Raw genomic sequence first — 19,488 nt, forward strand, 5'->3', positions numbered from 1 at the left:
GGGTTTTTAAACGGATAACCTCTTAAAACCTCTTGTTTCAAAATAAATTTAATTAGAAGGGGAATCAAATTATTTTATTTTTTAATTTACTTTGGCAGAAAATGGGCGGAAAAATCCGTCTTAGGGAAGGAAGATTATGGATCTGTACTTGCGCTAGCCTCAACAAAATATTATTTCTTTCATTCGCTGTAGAATCCTATCAGAGCGCAGACCAACCACGGAGAATCCTAAGTGGTTGGCCGGACCGGAGCTATGCACAATCGCCAATTCCAAAATGGCCGGATATGTAACCAAAAAGCTAGCGTGGTAATGGAGAGCATGTTCCATCCTGAAATAGCAAGATATATATGTTTATTCTTAGGTCTGAAAGTTGAGGTATTACTAAGCCGGTTATATTATTACAGTGATTTTAGATAAAATAATTCAAATTAATGATGCAGAAAGGGAAAATTACTTGTCAAACTGCGAACAATTCCATTTTTCACTTTATTTTATGTGTAGATATTGATAAGATGGTATTATATTAGGAAATGATAACATGATATGATGTACATAAGTGAAGGGAGTGCTTCAGAATGGAAATGCTTTTTGGTGTAGTATGTTTTGCGATTCTTGTCTTAAACGTTGGTTATTGTGTTATGGATAAAGAATAGTCTTTACGTCATTTTAAAAGCAGAATGCTGTTTCTATTTTCTTAAAATATGTGTTCAAAAAGTCTGATAAATAGGACCAAGTCGGCTAAGTTCGCGACGTCCTGGGACTGCGATTACTCGCCCCACCGGAAAAGCAAGTCGACGCAGAAATTCGCCGTGTCATTTTTATTGGACTTTTTGAACTTTCTCTTAAAGAAAAAGAATCAGTTTTCTGCTTTTAATCTATCGAGCCGAACTGGTTAAAAGGATATATAATTAATTCGGATCTGCCGATGATATCATCTCTTGGAATAAGCCCAAGCCCATTACGGCTGTCTTTACTAATCAACCGGTTATCGCCCATTACAAAATAATTATCTTCAGGAATTTCCATAGGTCCAAAATTATTGGTTTGGGCAATTACTTCATCACTTAAAAAATGCTGCTGAAAAGCCTCCCCATCTATATATAATTGACTATTTTCAATTTCTATTGTTTCTCCAGGCATGGCGATTACACGTTTCACATAATTTTTGGGCGGTTGATGAATAATTACCACATCCCCTCTGTGAGGATCATCAATCGTGTAAACAATTTTATTAAAAATCACACGTTCCCCATCCTGAAGGGTAGGGTACATGCTCTCTCCTTCAACAATGGAAGTGGCAAAAATAAACGTCCTGAGAAAAAAAGCAAGCATAAGCGTAATAATAATAACCTTTAGCCAGCCTATCCATTCTTTTTTATGATTGACATTTTCCACAAGCTCATCTCCAAAAATTGCTTAGTCTCTTTCTTATCGTAGCATGTTTACACAATCTGACGCAAATAACCTAATTGAAAGGCCCCAAGAAAAGGGGGCCCAGGTTAAATTTTTATGAACATAGTCAACTTTTTTCTTTTAGAAATGCTTCTAATCGGTCTAATCCTTCTTTTAAAATATCTTCATGGTAGGCATAGCTTAAACGCATATAGCCTTCTCCATTCTGTGAAAAGCTGCTTCCAGGTACAAGAGCCAGCTTGGCATCATGAACTAAAGATAGCCCAAGGTCAAATGAGCTTAGATTATTTAATTGCAGCTTCGGAAAAATATAAAAGGCTCCCTGTGGCTGTTCCACTTCTAACCCCATGTTTACCAAACGTTTATATACATAATCCCTGCGTTCTTTATAAACCTGTTTTATATGTGTTGTATGCTTCTCGTAAGTTGTCAGTGCTTCTAATGCAGCATATTGGCTAATTGATGCGGCGCAGGAAACATTATATTGGTGAACTTTTAACATTTCTTCAGATATCCATTCAGGAGCTAAAGTATAGCCGATACGGAATCCCGTCATGGAATGAGATTTGGATACTCCATTGATAACAATGGTTTGATTCTTTAAATTAGAAATAGAAGCAATAGAAGTATGAGCAAAATCATATATAATTTCACTATAAATCTCATCTGATAAAATAAAAATCTCTTTTCCATGAAGTACCTCCGCAAGTGCCTGTAATTCCTGTTTGGAATATGCTGCACCTGTTGGATTAGATGGGGAAGGAAGTACAACGCATTTTGTTTTTTCCGAAATAGCATCTGCCAATGTTTCCGGTGTGAATTTAAACCCTGTATTGGTAGTATCTACATGAACCGATTTAGCGCCGGCTAAAGTGATGAGAGGTTCATAGCCAGGATAGATAGGACTTGGTAAAATAACTTCATCCTCTGGTGAAAGAATAGTCCGAAAAGCAATATCAATTGCCTCTGATGCCCCGGAAGTTACGATAATTTCTGATTCTGGCTGATAATTTAATTCATAATTTGCTTCGTAATAACGATGTATTGCTTTTCGCAAATCCAGAACCCCTTGATTTGGTGTATAGGTTGTAAAGTTATTCTCAATCGCCTTGATTCCAGCTTTTTTAACATTATCAGGCGTGTGAAAATCTGGTTGCCCAATGGTCAAAGAAACGACGTCCTTTTCACCAGAGACGAGATTAAAAAATTTACGAATTCCGGAAATTTCAATGTTTTTTACGTTATTATTTAATAAATACTTCAACTAAATCACCTTCGCTTAAAATTTTCAATAAATGTTCAAATAATTTGGATTAATACGAACAAAAATGGGTATAATAAAATTAAAGAATGAAATAAAAGGAGAATACAACATGCGACCAAGAACACTTAATTTTGAACAACTTGTCGATATGAACAGACAGGAGTTATTAAACGATGAAAAAAGTATATCACAAATTGAAGAGAAGTTAGAAAAGAAACAAGAAGCTTTTCTCTTGAATCATAAAAAGAATAATAAAGAATTAACCGCTGAATAGGATATTTCCTAGCGAAAGCGGTTTTTTTATTACAGAATATGAAATATTACTCCTGTATAAAATAAACTGGAAGAGACGAAACTAAGATAACAACAGACTTTATAGAAGAAAAGGTGAGAATATGTTGTTAGCTGGAATAATAACCATTGGAAATATAGGAATTAATGGTACTTATATCTATATCGGCATCACGCTCTTATGTAGTTTGGTAGTTTACTATATAATGAAGAAAATTTACAAATGGGCGATAAAAAATCAAATGTTGCGATTTCTTGCTTATATTGGTGCAAGTATCATTATAATTTGTTTTACAATTATTTTAGGTATGATTCAAGAGAAGGATATCTGGCAATTTTTAAAAATCGCTATGCACAGTCTTGTTTTTTTAGGGATCTGTTTAGCTATATTTCCATTATTACACCAATTTTTATTAAAAAGAAAGTAACTAATTAAAACATAAAATTCGCTCCATTTTATATGAGAGTAAAGTGGATACACAATAAAAATGAAGCTAACGGTAAATACCGGCTATGTTTTTCATCTTTTTTTAGAACGTATTGGAGGCCAATCCATTTTTCCTAATGAAGATGGTACATAGTAGCTCGAATTTTGTTTTCGAACTGGGGTGGATCTTGTTTTTTCCTGTTTCCAGTTAATATACTTACAGATAAGGCGCTTTGCATGAGATAAAGACATTTTTACCGGAGGATTACGATAGCTTTGATCCAATGTGCCCAGATGCTTCAATTGTTTTAAATCCTCTTTTGTAGGTGGAATGTGGAAACAATAATCTCCAACCTTAATAAGCACGGTAGAGTGTTGATTACTGAGCTTTGGATGATCAGAAAAATGCAGTCCTTTTTTGAAGGCTTTTTTCTCTTTTAATAATTGTTCGATAGCTTGTTTTTTTAATTGATATAACTGCTTCGGTTCGGGAGCTGTTTTGGCATGCTTATTAATCACAAATAAAGCTTGTGCCAGCTGTTGAACCTCAACTTCATGTTTCATTTTATATTCTCTCCCTTTGGAAAAAGGATTTCATTTAATTAATCTATTTTAATTAATACTCTAACTTAAACTTTATGGAATTTCAATACTATATCAGAAAAATACGAACAAATGCACTTGTTTATGTTTTGGTAAGATTTGAGGAAGAAAAAAAGACCATAGTTTTTGACTAAGGTCTTTTAAGATGTCGAAGTAAAATAGTTCTTTTAACGTTCGTAGAGATATTGGTTGTTGAATTAGTTAGTTACATCATTTAATTTACCTTTTTTAAGTCAGCAAGAATCTCATCCATATTCTCCATTTCAATGCCTTCATAATTTTTGACAACTTCTCCTTCAGGGCTGACTAAAAAGAAGGATGTTCCGTGGAGAACCTGATCATCTCCTTCTGCAGGAGCTTGAACAAGATTTTTAAAATGCTTAATGGAAAACTCTCGTATTGTCTCAAAATCATATCCAGTTACAAAAGACCAATTGTCAAAGTCTGCATCATAGTTAGAGGCATATTCTTTTAACACCTCTGGTGTATCAAAGTCCGGATCAACGCTAAAAGATACAAGCTGTGCATCGATGCCTTCTTCCTCCATCATCGTTTGCAAATGAGCCATATTATAAGTCATCGGCATACAAACTGTTGTGCAGTTTGTAAAGATAAAGTCAGCGACCCACCAATCTCCTTCTAAATCATCCAGAGATAATTGTTCTTCATCTTGTGTGGTGTACTCAAAATCGGGAACTTCTTCTGACATCGTTGTTTCAATAGCATAACTTTTTCCGCATCCGGCCAATAGAAATAATAAACCAATAAGTATAAAATAATTTCTCATATAACTAATTCCTTTCCAACTGTGCTTACGTTCATTATAGCATTGGGAAAATGATTGAGAAAGCTAGTCTTATGAAGGAATTATGACATTTTAAGCGTTTTACTGAATGGTTATTCTTAAAAATCTAGGATGAATGTAATGTAAATACATGTAGTTCCGGTCTGCAGAAAAAGCGATAAGGTAAACGGGTAGTTCCTATGCCGCTGTTTACATAAAGTGTTAGTTTATCTGATATAGTATATTTACCTTGTACATATTTTTCTGCATATGCCGGTGTATATAAATCACCGATAAATGGAAGGCGAACTTGACCACCATGACTGTGTCCTGATAATTGAATATCTACCGGATAATCTTTTATGGTATCTGCAAGATCGGGTTCGTGTGCAAGAAGAATGGTGAAATCAGAATCCGTTCTTTCTTCTAAAGATTGACTAATATTAGGGTTACCCAGCATTGCATCATCAAGTCCTGCTAATATAAAAGATGCGTCTCCCCGCTGAATACGAGATGCGCTATTTTGCAGTAAAGTAAAATCAGCAATTTCAAAGGTTTCATATAAAATATCTGTTCCGTAGCCACCATGGTCATGATTTCCGTATATCCAAAACTTCCCTTCAGGCGCGTTTAGCTTTTGTAATAACTGAATAAGTTTATTATTCCAATGATAATTGTTAGGTTCATCAACTAGATCTCCTGTAAACAGAATCAAGTCAGGTTCTAAATTATTAATTTTCGAAACTAGTTTTTCAAATTGTTCTAAATTGTAGTGAAAACCTAAATGTGTATCGGAAAACTGGACTATTTTAAATTGATTAAAAGCATTGGGAATTTGCGAAGATGTAATGGATTCTTCTGTGATTGTCAGTAGAGAAGGTTCTATCTCACGAGCATAAAAATAACTTCCGCCGCTTAAGCCAAGTAATGTTAATAAGCTTCCAAGGGACCTTTTTAAAAACGTTCTGCGATTCATTGTGTAATTTCCTTTCTGATACCTCAATACGAAAATTATAGCACGGATAGAAGTCTTTTTTCCACGATAGGAAAGCTTAATATTTTCGTTTTATATAAGTGCGGTTTGACGATGCTTTGTCTTTTTGAACACAGACAAGCTAAGCTTTTAAAACTCGTTGGGAAAGGATATGGAGTTCTAAGAGGGTAAATGATACGTATGGATTTTCTTTAACGCGTAGCAAATGTTAACAATGATTTATCGCAAAAATAAGAATAGATACTGTTTGAAAAAAACTATATTTTTCCAATTTAAGGACCTGCTAATGCAATAAGTGGGAGAGAATGGTGAAAATATGTTAAACTAATATTATGTATTGTTAAAAACGTATGGCATATGATTTGGGAATTCCAATTCATGCCATATTGTTCTAGTGGTTAAAGCAGATATAAAAAGAAGGTATAAAGCAGTTATCAGAGAAACATTTTGAAAGAAGATGTATAACCGTATATTTTTCCAGTATTTTTAATAAGTTAGAAAGCACAAATGAACTACAATAAGAGTTTTTATACAAAAAAAGGGGGGAAATAAGGTGAGTGCAACACAAGATAAGCAATTGGCAGATATTAAAATTAGCGAAGTCCTTATACCTGCTGAGAAAGTGGCGCATGTTCAACTTAATAATCCTTTAGAGCATGCATTGCTGGTATTAATGAAAACGGGCTATACAGCAGTACCTGTACTTGATGCAACCTATAAATTTGCTGGAATTATTGGCAAGACAGTCATTCTTAATGAAGTACTGGGGTTAGAAAGCTTTGAAATGGAACGCTTATCAGAAATTCGGGTAAGGGATACCATGGCCAGTGATGTACCAACCTTAACAAGAGAAAATAGTTTATTAGATGGATTAAACGCGTCTATTGACCACCCATTTATATGTTTAGTAGATGCAGATGGTTACTTTGATGGAATCTTGACCAGAAGAGCAATATTGAAACAAATAAAGAAAGATATTTACATGAATGCATATAAAAAATAAGTATAGTCTCCATATGCGAAAGAACTGCCGTTTTTCGCTTCATGGAGACTTTTTTTACATTCGGATTTTACATGTTTTAGTTGATCTTTTTCAGTGAGAATGTGAAAATCATCATATTCTTGTCCGAGTTAAGGAAAGAGAATGTAAGTTTTCTAATTATATCAGTTGCCGATAAAGGGAGCGTCTGCTAAAGTAAGAAAGAGATTATAGAAAATGGAGGAATAGTAGTTATGGACGCAAATGAAATTATACAGTTTATTTCTGATAGTAAGAAAAGTACCCCTGTCAAGGTATATGTAAAAGGAGACTTAGACAAGCTCCCTGAACAAGACGAAATTAAAGCATTTGTTGATGCAAAAAGCGGTACATTATTTGGAGAGTGGAAAACAGTAGAACAATTCTTAAGTGATAATGAATCTGTTATTGAAGATTATGTAGTTGAAAATGATCGTCGTAATTCTGCAATTCCAATGCTGGATTTAAAAAATATCAATGCACGTATCGAGCCGGGCGCTATTATCCGTGATCAAGTAGAAATCGGAGACGGTGTTGTTATTATGATGGGTGCGTCTATTAATATTGGTGCTGTTATCGGTGAAGGAACGATGATTGATATGAATGCTGTTCTTGGCGGGAGAGCAACTGTAGGAAAGAACTGTCATATTGGTGCAGGTACAGTATTAGCTGGTGTAATTGAGCCACCTTCTGCTAAACCAGTAATTGTAGAAGATGATGTTGTTATTGGTGCGAATGTGGTTGTGCTTGAAGGAATTACAATTGGAAAAGGATCGATTGTTGCAGCAGGATCGATTGTAACAAAAGATGTAGAGCCAAACACATTAGTCGGCGGTACGCCTGCACGTGTTCTGAAAGAAATTGATGAACAGACAAAAACGAAAACAGAAATTAAACAAGAGCTTCGTAAATTAGATAATTAAGGCAGATGAAACAATATGACAGCATTTGATTTGCAAACGGTCCGCAGAGAATTGCATCAAATTCCGGAATTAGGTTTTGAAGAAGAAAAAACGCAAAGCTATCTTCTAGCAAAAATTCAAGAAATGGCGACAGATCGTGTTGAAGTGAAAACTTGGCGCACAGGTATTTTAGTACATATCTCCGGAACCAATCCAGCACAGCGGATTGGATTCCGATCTGATATGGACGGCCTGCCAATTTTGGAAGATACAGGCTTTGATTTTGCTTCAACGCATGCCGGGAAAATGCATGCTTGTGGACACGATTTTCATATGACCATCGCGTTGGCAGCAATGGAAAAAATAATTACACAACCGATAAAAGATGATGTGTTATTTATTTTTCAGCCGGCTGAAGAAGGGCCAGGCGGTGCAAAACCGATGATTGCATCTGATGAATTTCTTGTCTGGAAACCGGACACTATTTTTGCTTTGCATATTGCTCCAGAATTGCCAGTTGGAAAGGTATCTTCTAAACCTGGTCTTTTATTTGCAAATACGAGCGAATTGTTTCTTGATTTTAAAGGTCTTGGTGGACATGCTGCTTATCCGCATTTGGCGAAAGATATGACTGTTGCAGCTAGTAATTTTGTCGTGCAGGCGCAGCAAATTGTTTCCAGAAGGCTAAACCCGTTAGATGGTTCCGTTGTGACGATTGGAAAAATGGAAAGTGGATTTGTTCAAAATGCCATTGCGGAAACAGCTCGTCTGGAAGGAACGATTCGAACAACGGAAGCTTCTTCAATCGTGTTGGTAAAAGACGAATTGGAAAAGCTAATCAAAGGTTTTGAGATAGCTTATGATTGTCAGATAGATGTGGATTACGGATCGAATTACTATCAGGTAGTCAATGAAACAAAGTATGTAGATCAGTTTAAAAACTCCTTGCAACATACGGATATTACATATGTTCAAGCCTCTGCGGCGATGACTGGAGAAGATTTTGGAGATATGTTAAAAGAAATACCAGGATTTATGTTTTGGCTTGGAGTTGATTCACCATACGGGCTTCATCACGCCAAGTTAGCTCCAAATGAAGAGGCGCTTTCGGTAGGAGTGGAAGCAGTAGAAACATTTATCCGGTCAATTGACTGAATGTAGATATGAGGATATACAATAAAAAGACTTTTTCCTTTTTGCGGAGAAAGTCTTTTTATTATGCAGTGTCGTAATCTTTTTAAATAGCTATCTCACAAAACATTTCGGCATTATGAAAATAAATGCATATCTCTTCCTCCATTATCATATATCAGTTAAAGAGTAAATACGAAGGAGTGACTTCATGCAGATTTATGATATACTCCCTGATTTATCCAGAACCAATCATTTGCAAGGGAGTAACCAGTCCCTGCTGCTATCAAATGAAAAACCAGTCCTTGTTATCTTTTGGTCAGTAAGCTGCTCGTCTTGCGGTTATTTTTTGCGAAAACTAGACGCTATACCGGAAATTAAATCAAAAAAAGTGATCCCAATTTTAATTCATACACATTTAGAAGGAGAGCAAGTGAGTTTGTCAGTAATAAAAAATAAATTAAATCAGTTACATATTGAGGGTGTTTACTTAGATGATGTGGAGGATCACTTGACTAATATATTTCAATTTCGTTATGTACCTGCACTATATTTATTTGATAAACAAGAAAAGCTTCGGTTTAAGCAAATTGGGAAAAATTCTACAAATTTGATCGAACAGCGTTTGAGACGATTAATAAATACAAAATAAACGATAGACACTCTATTCTTTATAGGATGGAGTTTTTGTTTGTTTATTAAAGAAAAAATAAAAATCAGTAGAATGAAAGCAGTCATTTAAGCGGTACTAACCATATAAAAAATACACTTGTATATATACAAATTAATTTTATAAAAAATTTTCAAAAAAATTTCACAAAACAGTAGAAATTTATTTCGGAAACCGTTATATTAGTTATTACGGATTAGTGAAAGGAGGAATAAGTTTTGGATGTTTTCAAAAAATTAAAACGTTTTTATTGGCCTTATAAGAAGTTCTTTATTTGGTCAATTATTTCTATGCTTATTGTGACAGTGATTACAGTTGTTTATCCAATCATGCTTCAAATTACAATTGATGAAGTAGTTGCCAAACAAAGGTATGGCTTGATCCCATATATTTGTGGTGTGTTCTTAGGATTAATGATGATTAAAGGGGTATCTACCTTTTTCTTTCAATATCTAGGTGACTTGTTTGGGATGACTGCTGTATATAAGTTGAGAGAATCATTATATGATAAGCTACAATCACTTGCATTTAAGTATTATGACAATGCAAAAACAGGAGATATTATGTCCCGGTTGACTGCAGATGTAGAAGGTTTTCGTTTCTTTCTCTCTGTAGGTTTTGCTGAATTAATTCGTGTTGTTTCTCTCATCTTGATAAGTATTTCCGTTATGTTTTATTATTCTATTCCTCTTGCACTTATAACAATGGCTGCCATGCCATTTCTTGCATTTGTTGTTTATAAATTTGATAAACAGGTTCACCCGGCCTTTCGAAATATAAGACGTTCCTTCGGGAGACTAAATACAAGGGTACAAGAGAATATAAGTGGAATGAACACTGTTAAATCGTTATCAAGAGAAGATTTTGAAATTAGTAGATTTTCTGAGAGCAATGATAACTATCGCAGAAAATATTTATTTACGTCAGGTTTATGGGCTAAGTATTTTCCAGTAATGGAATTTATAGGGAATGTTAGTGCAGTTGTTTTATTAGCATTTGGTGGCTTTTTTGTTATAAATGGTTCCATGACAACTGGACAATTGATGGCCTTTTTCAGTCTAGTCTGGTTTATTATGGGACCACTTATGAACTTAGGATTTATCATTAATCAATTTTCCCAAGCAAAAGCGTCTGGAGAGCGGTTATTAGAAATTTTGGAAGCGCATGAAGACATTGAAGAAAAGCCGGATGCTATCGATACACCGATTCAAGGTCATGTAACATTCAAGGATGTGACGTTAACGTATATTGAAGAAGACGATGAAGCATTAAAGGATGTTAGCTTCGATGCTCCACCGGGCAAAACAATTGGTTTAATCGGTGCAACCGGATCTGGGAAAACAAGTATTACTCAGTTGCTTACACGATTTTATGAGCCGGAAGAAGGAGAGGTACTGATTGATGGGCGTCCTGTTTCCGACTATAAGCTGAAAAGTCTTCGCAGTCAAATTGGTTTTGTTCTGCAGGAGCCATTCCTATTTTCAACAACAATTAAAGAAAATATTTCTTACGGTACACCAGGGGTAGATGAAGAAGATATTGTAGCAGCAGCAAAAATGGCTCAAGCACATGACTTTATTATGGAATTACCAGAGGCTTATGACACGCTTCTTGGAGAAAGGGGAATGGGGTTATCCGGTGGACAGAAGCAGCGTATAGCAATAGCAAGAGCTATTTGTATCGATCCCAGCATTCTCATTTTAGATGATGCAACATCTGCTGTCGATATGCAGACAGAGCATAAGATTCAAAAGGCTTTACGGGAAGTGATGAAGAATAGAACCTCTTTTATCATTGCGCACCGCATATCCTCTTTAAAGCATGCGGATGAAATCTTAGTTCTGGAGGACGGGGAAATTATTGAACGGGGTACGCATGATTTCTTATTAAAAAACAAAGGACCTTATGAACGTATTTATAATATTCAATATCAAGACCGCGAAGAGATTATGAGTGTGGTCAATTAAAAGGAGGTGGGAACCTTGGCAAGAACTAAAGAACCTAAAAAGCAAAGCAATCACCTGGAACGATTTCATTATACGACTGATCAGGCAATTGAAAAACCGTTTAACTGGGAGCAGATGTGGAGATTACTTCAGTTTTTAAAGCCTTACTCCAAAACATATTTGCCTGGTGCCATTATCGCGATGGTTATTGCCACAGCTGTCCGATTAGCGATTCCGATTTTGATAGGTAAGGTAGCTGTAGATATAGCCATTGCACAAAATGATGGCAACCTTTTAATCTATCTTGTTGTGGGGATTGCTATTCTCTATATCCTCAGTTTCATTGCCAATCGCTTTCGGATCAAGTGGGTAAATATATTGGGACAAAATGTTATTTATGATTTAAGACAAAAGCTGTTTTCCCATGTTCAGAGATTATCCCACCGATTTTTCGATAATCGCTCAGCAGGATCGATCCTTGTACGGATTTTAAATGATATTAATTCTTTGCAAGAACTATTTACCAATGGAATTATTAACCTATTAATGGATATTTTAATGTTAAGCGGAATTATTATTATCCTTTTCGTGATGAGTCCGCCACTAGCATTGGCTGTTGTTATTGTTATTCCGTTAATGTTTATTATATCTACTACATTAAGAAGAAAAATAAGGCGATCCTGGCAAGTAGTCCGCCTGCAGCAATCCAGAATGAATTCGCATTTAAATGAAGGCCTTCAAGGTATGCGTATTACGCAATCATTCTCTCAAGAAAAAGAGAATGCAGAATTTTTTGATGGCGTAAACACAGGTTTCTTTAACAGCTTTCGGGATGCAGCTAAGAAAAGTGCTTTTTTTAGACCGCTTGTAGATATCTGTGATGCAGCTGGAACAATTATATTAATTGCATTTGGTTCTTATTTAATTTTAAACGGAACCATTGAGTTAGGGACATTTATTTCCTTTGCCTTTTTCTTAGGTATGTTCTGGGAACCGATTTCCAGATTGGGGCAGATGTATAATCAATTGTTAATGGCAATGGCTTCCTCGGAGCGTATTTTTGAATTTTTAGATGAACAGCCTAACGTTGCCGAAAAGAAAGACGGTTATCAATTTGAAGAGATGGACGGTAAAATTGAATTTGATGAAGTAGAGTTTGCTTATAAAGCAGATCGATTAGCTTTAAAGAAAATTTCCTTGCAGATCGAGGCCGGGCAGACAATTGCTTTAGTTGGCCATACAGGGAGCGGAAAGTCTACTATTGCTAACTTAATTAGCCGTTTTTATGATCCTACATCTGGAGCGGTACGCGTTGATGGGCATGATCTCAGAGATGTGACATTAGATAGCCTTAGGCAGCGAATCAGTGTAGTTCTTCAAGATACATTTATTTTTTCAGGTACAATTATGGAAAATATTCGTTTTGGAAGGCCGGAAGCAAGCGATGAAGAAGTAAAGGAAGCTGCAAAAGTTGTTGGAGCAGACAGTTTTATTAGCCGTTTAGCCAATGGTTATGAGACAGAAGTAGAAGAGCGAGGCAATATTTTATCTGCTGGAGAAAGACAATTGTTGTCCTTTGCCAGGGCGCTTTTGGCAAATCCGAGTATCATTATATTAGATGAAGCAACAGCGAGCATTGATACAGAATCTGAAGTAAAGATTCAAAAGGCGTTGAAACGTTTATTAAAAGGAAGAACTTCGATTATTATTGCACATCGGTTATCTACCATTCGAGAAGCTGATTGTATCTATGTTCTAGAACAGGGAGAGGTTTTAGAATATGGGAATCATCAAGAATTAATGCAGCAGCATGGGAAATATTATGAACTTGTAAAATCGCAATTTACAATGCTAGACGCTATGTAGAATATAAATAGAAGAGGGCGGATGCAATTTAAACTGTCGTCTTCTTTCTTTTGTGTTAATATATAAAGGCAAAAGAATGGAGGTTCCTTACGATGAAAAAAGATTTTGCAGTAATTGGTCTCGGCAGATTCGGCGGCAGCATTTGTAAAGAACTAAGTGAAAAAGGAATGCACGTCCTGGCGATTGATTCGGATGAGACGAAAGTGAATGAATATAAAAACATCGCTTATCATTCTGTTGTACTGGATGCAACGGATGAAGATGCTTTAAAGGAAATTGGCATTACAAACTTTGATCATGTTATTGTAGCTATTGGGGAAAATATTCAGGCAAGCATTTTAGCAGCAGTTATATTAACCGATTTAGATATAAGAAGAATCACGGTAAAAGCGCAGAATGACTATCATGAGAAAATTCTTAACCGAATTGGTGTTCATCATGTCGTCCATCCAGAACGGGATATGGGAAAGCGATTAGCACATAGCTTTATATCCAATAATATTTTAGAGTATCTGGAACTCTCCAACGAGTACAGTATGGTGGAAGTTATTGTCAGCAAGAAAATAATTGGAAAGAATTTAATTACATTGGATATTCGGGCAAAGTTTGGATGTAATATTGTTGCAATAAAAAGAGGGGAAGAAATTGATGTTTCTCCCGAAGCAGATGAGCCATTAGTTGAAGGGGATGTACTTATTGTCATTGGAGCAGATCAGGATATTAACCGATTTGAAAAAGCTTTGATTTTTGATTGAAAAATAGAAGACCCTTCCATTTAAAACAGATGTGGAAAAGGGTCTTTTATTTCAATTCAATAAATTTAGATTATTTCGTTACCAAATCGGTAGATAAGCAGCCGTTCATCCGGATTTAGCCAGTAAGCCTTTAGTTTTATTTCCAGTAATAATTCAAATGGGCTGTAATATTCGAGAAATTGAATATACGTATTATGCGGATAATAAAGAATAATATCTACTTCTCTTGGCGCCTCTTCGACAGATTTAAGAATATTAGCGACAATACGCTTAAAAATATGTATAGAAAAAGGGTTAAAAAAGTAAAAACAAGTATCTTTCGATGTAATTTCATATTCTTCTGCCAGAAGATAAATAAATTGAATTTCAGCTTGACTTTGATCTGTATTTATTAATTGCTTATAGGATTGTAAATTATGCTGGGCATTACTAAAAAAATGAGCGTCCATTTCAATACCGGTTACAGAAATGTGCTGAAAATAATGAAGGTAAAATGGCAAACGCCCCTTCCCACATCCAAAATCAATGACAGTAGCTTGTTTATCAAAAGTATAGTTTTTACTTAATTTCTCCAGAGCACTGTATGGAGTAGGTTCGTATGGATTGTAATGATGTGATTCAGGATAGGATGTTTTCTTGTCCTCCATGGTATGAATATGTAACAGCTTATCATAATATTTGTCCTTCATATTTTTACCTCTTTCTAAATTGACGGCAGTGTAAAAGTTATTAAAGTGCATGTTCAAAAAGTCTGATAAATAGGACCAAGAAGTTCAAGGCGGTGCCGCTTTGAGGAACGGACTTTCACAGGATGTGATGACTTCTGTGTTGTCCACAGGACGTGGACGATCTTAACAGAAGTTCCTCTATGCTTTTAGATACGTGAGTACCGGAAAAGCAAGCCAACGCAGAAATTCGCCGTGTCATTTTTATTGGACTTTTTGAACTTCCTATTAAAGAAAAGCTCCATTCTCCACACAGTTAGGAGAATGGAGCTTATTATTATTTATATTTCCATAATAATTGGCAATACCATTGGACGACGCTTTGTCTTCTCATATAAGAACGGGGCAATCGTATCTGTAATTTCGTTTTTAATTTCTGACCATTGCGTTGTGCGACGTTCCATGACCTTTTCTAAATGCTTAGCAACAAGTTTTTGCGCATCATTGATAAGGTCTTCGGATTCTCGCATATAAACAAAGCCGCGCGAAATAATATCTGGACCTGCTTCAATTTTAAATTCTTTCATATTAATACTTACAACGACAATTACTAAGCCTTCTTCTGAAAGAATTCTGCGGTCCCTAAGAACAATATTTCCAATATCGCCAATGCCGCTTCCGTCTACATAGATGGAACCAGACGGGATTTTACCAGCGATCGCAGCTTGTTCTTTTCCAAGTGCTAGTACATCTCCATTGTCCATTACAAAAGAGTGATTTTCTTCTACTCCACATAATTCAGCTAATTTCACATGTTCTTTTAGCATGCGATACTCGCCATGAATTGGCATAAAATATTTTGGTTTGATTAAACGCAGCATCAATTTTTGTTCTTCTTGACTGCCGTGACCAGAAGTATGAATGTTGCTCAGTTTTCCATGAATCACATCCGCACCTGCACGGTAGAGCTTGTTAATTGTTTTACTTACGCTAACCGTATTTCCTGGGATAGGTGAGGATGAAAATACAACGGTATCCCCAGGTATAAGCTGAATTTGACGATGTGTTCCATTAGCAATTCGAGAAAGTGCTGCCATCGATTCGCCTTGTGAACCAGTACAGAGGATCGTCACTTCATTTGCCGGAAGACGATTAATTTGGTTTCCTTCAATAAACGTGTCCTTAGGAGCTTGAATATAGCCTAACTCCAGTCCAATATTGATAGCGGATTCCATACTTCTTCCAAAGACAGCTACTTTACGATTATGCTTAACAGCTGCTTCAACAACTTGCTGTAGTCGATAGATATTAGACGCAAATGTAGCAAATATCAGTCTGCCATCAACGCGGCTAAATATATCTTGGATGCTTTCGCCAACGACGCTTTCTGACATTGTAAAACCAGGTACTTCACTATTTGTACTATCGGATAGAAGACATAATACTCCTTCTTCGCCAATTTGAGCCATTTTAGAAAGGTTTGCAGGTTCTCCGACCGGTGTAAAATCAAATTTGAAATCACCAGTATGAACAATATTTCCAGGTGGTGTTTTTACAACAACGCCAAATGAATCTGGAATACTGTGTGTCGTACGGAAAAAGCTAACGGAAGTTTTACGGAATTTAATAATATCATCTTCTTGAATGGAAATTAGCTTGGTACTGCGTAATAGGCCGTGTTCTTCAAGCTTATTACGGATTAAACCGATCGCTAATTTACCAGCATAAATTGGCACATTAATTTGTTTTAATAAGAATGGAATTCCACCAATATGATCTTCGTGACCATGTGTAACAAAAAGACCTTTAATTTTATCTTGATTTTGGACAAGATAGGTGTAATCCGGTATGACATAATCAATACCAAGAAGGTCATCCTCCGGGAATTTAATTCCCGCATCGATAAGGATAATTTCATCCTGGAATTGAACTGCATACGTATTTTTGCCGATTTCCCCAAGTCCGCCAAGGGCAAATACAGCAGTTTGATCATTTTTTACAAACTTCATCGTTATACGTTCTCCACTTCGAAGTTGCCAGTACTTTTTTCGTATTCGAGATGTGCCTCATCTAATACTTGAATGTACTCAATGTTAATGTTGCGGTCACTTATTTTTGATCTTGCTTCTCTTATGGATTGAGCTTCTACATAGAGGCTCTCCGTTCTTTCTCTTACAGGCACTTCATTGCTTGATGCCTGATATAATACCTTAAAAATCATTTCATCTCTCCTTTAAAATTAAAAACTATATCCTAGTTAGGGTTATTTTAGATATCATTTATTCCGTTATAAAAGGTAAGTTTCCGTCAGCTCACCTGAAAAATGGCTTTTCTTTTTTTTAATTATTGTTTGGCGGTTAATTTTTATTAGTAGTTGGTACACGTCCTTCTTTGCCCAGTAAATCCTTTAAACGTTTTTTGAGTTTCTCTTTAAGACGTTTCAGCATAAGGACTCACTTCTCCTTCCGATAATATAGAAAAGCAAATTTAACCCTCTACCGTCCAATCCTCTTATCTATAGTATAGTACGAAATTGGAAATAATTAAATAAAAAACGATAAATAAAAAAGAAAACTTGGCAAACCAGGCTATGAAAAGGAATAAAGATGCCTTCTTTGCGCTTATACTTGGCACTTGAAGATTTTTATGACACGGAAATTCTTCTATAGGATTGCACTTACCAATATTGTCGGGTTAATTTTCTTGAAAATTATATACTTCTTACCATATAAAAAATATTCTCTAGCTCGGATCACATAAACTATTCTTATCATCGTCTAAATCAGTAATTTTATACAGGTTTGAAAAGAATTTTCAAGGAGCTGTATATTAACTAATTTCAATGGAATTATCCGGAATTGCAAAAGGATTGTCTTGGTTAATTCGATCAAAAAACATAATACCATGTAAATGATCAATTTCATGTTGAAATACAACTGCTGGATATTCTTTTAAACGTAATTTAACGGGATTATCATTCATATCTGTTGCTGTTAATGTAATACGTGCATGTCTAGGAACATAACCTTCTACAGTGCGATCAACAGATAAGCAGCCTTCTCCACTTTGCAAGTATGCTTGCTCTACAGAGTGGCTGATAATTTTAGGATTTGCTAAACCCATGCTATATTTTTTTCCTTTACTATCTTCAAAGTGAAGTGCAATCAATTGTTTTTCAATGCCAAGCTGAGGTGCGGCCAGGCCAACTCCTGCTCTTAAATTATATGTTTCAGCTATTTCATCATCTTGGCTGTTTTTTAAGAATTGAAGCATATCTTCTAATAATTGTTTATCGTCTGCAGATAAGGGAACCTCTACTTCAGCTGCTTTTTTGGTTAAAGAAGGGTGGCCTTCTCTGACAATATCTTTCATTGTGATCATGTTTACGACTCCTTTATATATAGTTACGTCCATCGACTAAGAATGGTCATGTTATGTGACCAGCTCAGGTGCTGGGACATCGTGTCCTTCATACTTTTTTTCACGAATTCTTTATACTTTCTAAAAGTAAAACAAATCCCTTATGTGCAGTTTCACTTTTGTTAAATAAGCCTGTTGCTTATCATAACACATATTTTAATCGATGATATGATATATACATATTATAAAATAGAAGGGGGAGATGTAAAAGCTTTTGTTTTAAGTTAGGAAAGTATTTAGATATGAGGGTGAGACTTGTTCGTCATAACAAAATTGTATAAGGATAATAAATCAAGTCTAATCTTTTGGTAGTAAATGGCAAACGGATAGTTGTATTTTTCGATTTTTCTTTTCCGACACTCATTTAGTATGTTACAATTTTAGAGGTATATAGCTTAAGAAATGAAATGAATGCTAAGTAAAAAAGAAACATACATATTGGAGGTTTTTTTGTGTCAAAAAAGGGTTATTTATTTGCAATTATTATTTCTTCTTTGTTTTTAATTGCCGCTTGCAGCAGTAAATCATCTGAAGAACAAATACATGATCATCTTGAAGAAGCAATTCAGCAGGAAGAAGGGTATGAAACACTGCAACAGGAAATTGAAGAGCTTGAACAGCAAGAACAAGAAATATTCAGCCAGATTGTCGACCTTGATATGGATCATTTTGATGAAATTCAAGTACTATCCCAAGAAGCAATTTCTGTAGTTGAAGAAAAGAAAGAAAAATTAGGTGAAGAAAGAGAAAGTATTGAATCCTCTGAAGAAGAATTTGCTCAGGTAGAATCGATTATTTCTGATTTAGAAGATGAAAATGTACAACAAGATGCAGAAAATATGTTTGATATAATGACAGAGCGGTATACAACTTATTATGATTTAAATGATACGTATCAAACTTCTGTAGACCAGGAAAAAGAACTATATGAAATGTTGCAGTTGGAAGAGCTTGAACAAGATGAGGTAACAAGTCATTTAGAATCCTTAAATGAAAATTATGAAGCAATTATTTCATTAAATACAGCGTTTAATGAATTGACGGCTGATTATAATGAAGCAAAACGGGCATTTTATGAAGCATCTGATTTGAATGTGAATTATGAAGATGAACCAGATGCAGAAACAGAAGAATAAATCATAGTAAAAAGCTTCCATTGCTCATTATTTATTAAAATAATGAGCAATGGAAGCTTTTAATATGGAGATAATTAGATATAGGATAGATCATCTTGTTATGAAGAAAAAATAAAAGAGGATGTTCTAAAAGTTATTAAACGCGAGGCAAGGTGAAATGGTCTGCTGCTAAGAACTTCTTATATACTGTGATGACTTAAACG

General features: G+C 35.3%; 19 protein-coding genes. 10 read left to right on the forward strand and 9 right to left on the reverse strand.

Annotated features, from left to right (window positions below; all coding sequences use genetic code 11):
- Positions 1 to 870: 870 nt before the first annotated feature.
- Both lepB and BN986_RS10815 read right to left on the reverse strand, forming a co-directional pair.
- The gene (gene lepB / locus BN986_RS10810) at positions 871 to 1,395 is read right to left on the reverse strand and encodes a signal peptidase I (protein ID WP_040979808.1); all 525 of its coding nucleotides are present in this window, start codon (positions 1,393 to 1,395) and stop codon (positions 871 to 873) included.
- A gap of 124 nt (positions 1,396 to 1,519) precedes the next feature.
- A complete protein-coding gene (locus tag BN986_RS10815) occupies positions 1,520 to 2,677 on the reverse strand; it encodes an aminotransferase A (RefSeq protein ID WP_040979810.1) in 1,158 nt (385 codons plus the stop codon).
- A gap of 109 nt (positions 2,678 to 2,786) precedes the next feature.
- Here BN986_RS10815 and BN986_RS26160 point away from each other — a divergent pair, with 109 nt between their 5' ends.
- Entirely contained in the window at positions 2,787 to 2,951 is a 165-nt protein-coding gene (locus BN986_RS26160; protein WP_074435656.1) for an FbpB family small basic protein, read from the forward strand.
- A gap of 124 nt (positions 2,952 to 3,075) precedes the next feature.
- On the forward strand, positions 3,076 to 3,396 hold the full coding sequence (locus tag BN986_RS10820; RefSeq protein WP_040979812.1) for a hypothetical protein: 321 nt from the start codon (positions 3,076 to 3,078) through the stop codon (positions 3,394 to 3,396).
- Positions 3,397 to 3,488: 92 nt separating this feature from the next.
- Here the strand turns inward: BN986_RS10820 and BN986_RS10825 are convergent, their stop codons facing one another.
- From BN986_RS10825 to BN986_RS10835, 3 genes are all read right to left on the reverse strand, one after another.
- Complete coding sequence (locus BN986_RS10825) at positions 3,489 to 3,959, reverse strand: YkyB family protein (RefSeq protein ID WP_040979814.1); 471 nt, start codon at positions 3,957 to 3,959, stop codon at positions 3,489 to 3,491.
- A 253-nt stretch (positions 3,960 to 4,212) separates the two neighbouring features.
- Entirely contained in the window at positions 4,213 to 4,785 is a 573-nt protein-coding gene (locus tag BN986_RS10830) for an SCO family protein (protein ID WP_040979816.1), read from the reverse strand.
- A gap of 124 nt (positions 4,786 to 4,909) precedes the next feature.
- Entirely contained in the window at positions 4,910 to 5,758 is an 849-nt protein-coding gene (locus BN986_RS10835) for a metallophosphoesterase (protein WP_040979818.1), read from the reverse strand.
- Positions 5,759 to 6,329: 571 nt separating this feature from the next.
- Between BN986_RS10835 and cbpB the strand changes: the two genes are divergently transcribed.
- From cbpB to BN986_RS10870, 7 genes are all read left to right on the forward strand, one after another.
- Complete coding sequence (cbpB, locus tag BN986_RS10840) at positions 6,330 to 6,779, forward strand: cyclic-di-AMP-binding protein CbpB (RefSeq protein ID WP_040979820.1); 450 nt, start codon at positions 6,330 to 6,332, stop codon at positions 6,777 to 6,779.
- A 221-nt stretch (positions 6,780 to 7,000) separates the two neighbouring features.
- Entirely contained in the window at positions 7,001 to 7,717 is a 717-nt protein-coding gene (gene dapD, locus BN986_RS10845; RefSeq protein ID WP_040979822.1) for a 2,3,4,5-tetrahydropyridine-2,6-dicarboxylate N-acetyltransferase, read from the forward strand.
- A gap of 15 nt (positions 7,718 to 7,732) precedes the next feature.
- The gene (locus BN986_RS10850; protein WP_040979824.1) at positions 7,733 to 8,851 is read left to right on the forward strand and encodes an N-acetyldiaminopimelate deacetylase; all 1,119 of its coding nucleotides are present in this window, start codon (positions 7,733 to 7,735) and stop codon (positions 8,849 to 8,851) included.
- Between the two features lie 187 nt (positions 8,852 to 9,038).
- The gene (locus BN986_RS10855; RefSeq protein WP_040979826.1) at positions 9,039 to 9,479 is read left to right on the forward strand and encodes a TlpA family protein disulfide reductase; all 441 of its coding nucleotides are present in this window, start codon (positions 9,039 to 9,041) and stop codon (positions 9,477 to 9,479) included.
- A 236-nt stretch (positions 9,480 to 9,715) separates the two neighbouring features.
- Positions 9,716 to 11,464, forward strand: a complete 1,749-nt coding sequence (locus tag BN986_RS10860; RefSeq protein ID WP_040979828.1) for an ABC transporter ATP-binding protein — start codon at positions 9,716 to 9,718, stop codon at positions 11,462 to 11,464.
- Between the two features lie 114 nt (positions 11,465 to 11,578).
- A complete protein-coding gene (locus tag BN986_RS10865; RefSeq protein WP_392392282.1) occupies positions 11,579 to 13,309 on the forward strand; it encodes an ABC transporter ATP-binding protein in 1,731 nt (576 codons plus the stop codon).
- A 92-nt stretch (positions 13,310 to 13,401) separates the two neighbouring features.
- Entirely contained in the window at positions 13,402 to 14,064 is a 663-nt protein-coding gene (locus BN986_RS10870; RefSeq protein ID WP_040979833.1) for a potassium channel family protein, read from the forward strand.
- A 65-nt stretch (positions 14,065 to 14,129) separates the two neighbouring features.
- Here BN986_RS10870 and BN986_RS10875 read toward each other — a convergent pair whose 3' ends face one another.
- From BN986_RS10875 to def, 4 genes are all read right to left on the reverse strand, one after another.
- On the reverse strand, positions 14,130 to 14,753 hold the full coding sequence (locus tag BN986_RS10875; protein ID WP_040979835.1) for a methyltransferase: 624 nt from the start codon (positions 14,751 to 14,753) through the stop codon (positions 14,130 to 14,132).
- Positions 14,754 to 15,070: 317 nt separating this feature from the next.
- Positions 15,071 to 16,738: a ribonuclease J1 gene (gene rnjA / locus BN986_RS10880; RefSeq protein ID WP_040979837.1), complete on the reverse strand. Its 1,668-nt coding sequence runs from the start codon at positions 16,736 to 16,738 to the stop codon at positions 15,071 to 15,073.
- A gap of 2 nt (positions 16,739 to 16,740) precedes the next feature.
- Positions 16,741 to 16,950, reverse strand: a complete 210-nt coding sequence (locus tag BN986_RS10885) for a DNA-dependent RNA polymerase subunit epsilon (RefSeq protein WP_040979839.1) — start codon at positions 16,948 to 16,950, stop codon at positions 16,741 to 16,743.
- A gap of 608 nt (positions 16,951 to 17,558) precedes the next feature.
- On the reverse strand, positions 17,559 to 18,110 hold the full coding sequence (def, locus tag BN986_RS10890; RefSeq protein ID WP_040979840.1) for a peptide deformylase: 552 nt from the start codon (positions 18,108 to 18,110) through the stop codon (positions 17,559 to 17,561).
- Between the two features lie 491 nt (positions 18,111 to 18,601).
- Between def and BN986_RS10895 the strand changes: the two genes are divergently transcribed.
- Positions 18,602 to 19,285 (forward strand): YkyA family protein, encoded by a 684-nt coding sequence (locus BN986_RS10895; RefSeq protein ID WP_040979842.1) that lies wholly within the window; start codon positions 18,602 to 18,604, stop codon positions 19,283 to 19,285.
- The last annotated feature ends 203 nt before the right edge of the window (positions 19,286 to 19,488 follow it).

The organism is Oceanobacillus jeddahensis (genome assembly GCF_000750635.1).
Lineage (GTDB): Bacteria > Bacillota > Bacilli > Bacillales > Amphibacillaceae > Oceanobacillus > Oceanobacillus jeddahense.

Excerpts from the sequence above, each read along its gene's own strand:
- BN986_RS26160 (WP_074435656.1), top strand. The coding sequence starts at position 2,787 with ATGCGACCAAGAACACTTAATTTTGAACAACTTGTCGATATGAACAGA.
- BN986_RS10825 (WP_040979814.1), bottom strand. The coding sequence starts at position 3,959 with ATGAAACATGAAGTTGAGGTTCAACAGCTGGCACAAGCTTTATTTGTG.
- BN986_RS10830 (WP_040979816.1), bottom strand. The coding sequence starts at position 4,785 with ATGAGAAATTATTTTATACTTATTGGTTTATTATTTCTATTGGCCGGA.
- BN986_RS10835 (WP_040979818.1), bottom strand. The coding sequence starts at position 5,758 with ATGAATCGCAGAACGTTTTTAAAAAGGTCCCTTGGAAGCTTATTAACA.
- BN986_RS10850 (WP_040979824.1), top strand. The coding sequence starts at position 7,733 with ATGACAGCATTTGATTTGCAAACGGTCCGCAGAGAATTGCATCAAATT.
- BN986_RS10855 (WP_040979826.1), top strand. The coding sequence starts at position 9,039 with ATGCAGATTTATGATATACTCCCTGATTTATCCAGAACCAATCATTTG.
- BN986_RS10865 (WP_392392282.1), top strand. The coding sequence starts at position 11,579 with ATGTGGAGATTACTTCAGTTTTTAAAGCCTTACTCCAAAACATATTTG.
- BN986_RS10870 (WP_040979833.1), top strand. The coding sequence starts at position 13,402 with ATGAAAAAAGATTTTGCAGTAATTGGTCTCGGCAGATTCGGCGGCAGC.
- BN986_RS10875 (WP_040979835.1), bottom strand. The coding sequence starts at position 14,753 with ATGAAGGACAAATATTATGATAAGCTGTTACATATTCATACCATGGAG.
- rnjA (WP_040979837.1), bottom strand. The coding sequence starts at position 16,738 with ATGAAGTTTGTAAAAAATGATCAAACTGCTGTATTTGCCCTTGGCGGA.
- BN986_RS10885 (WP_040979839.1), bottom strand. The coding sequence starts at position 16,950 with ATGATTTTTAAGGTATTATATCAGGCATCAAGCAATGAAGTGCCTGTA.
- def (WP_040979840.1), bottom strand. The coding sequence starts at position 18,110 with ATGATCACAATGAAAGATATTGTCAGAGAAGGCCACCCTTCTTTAACC.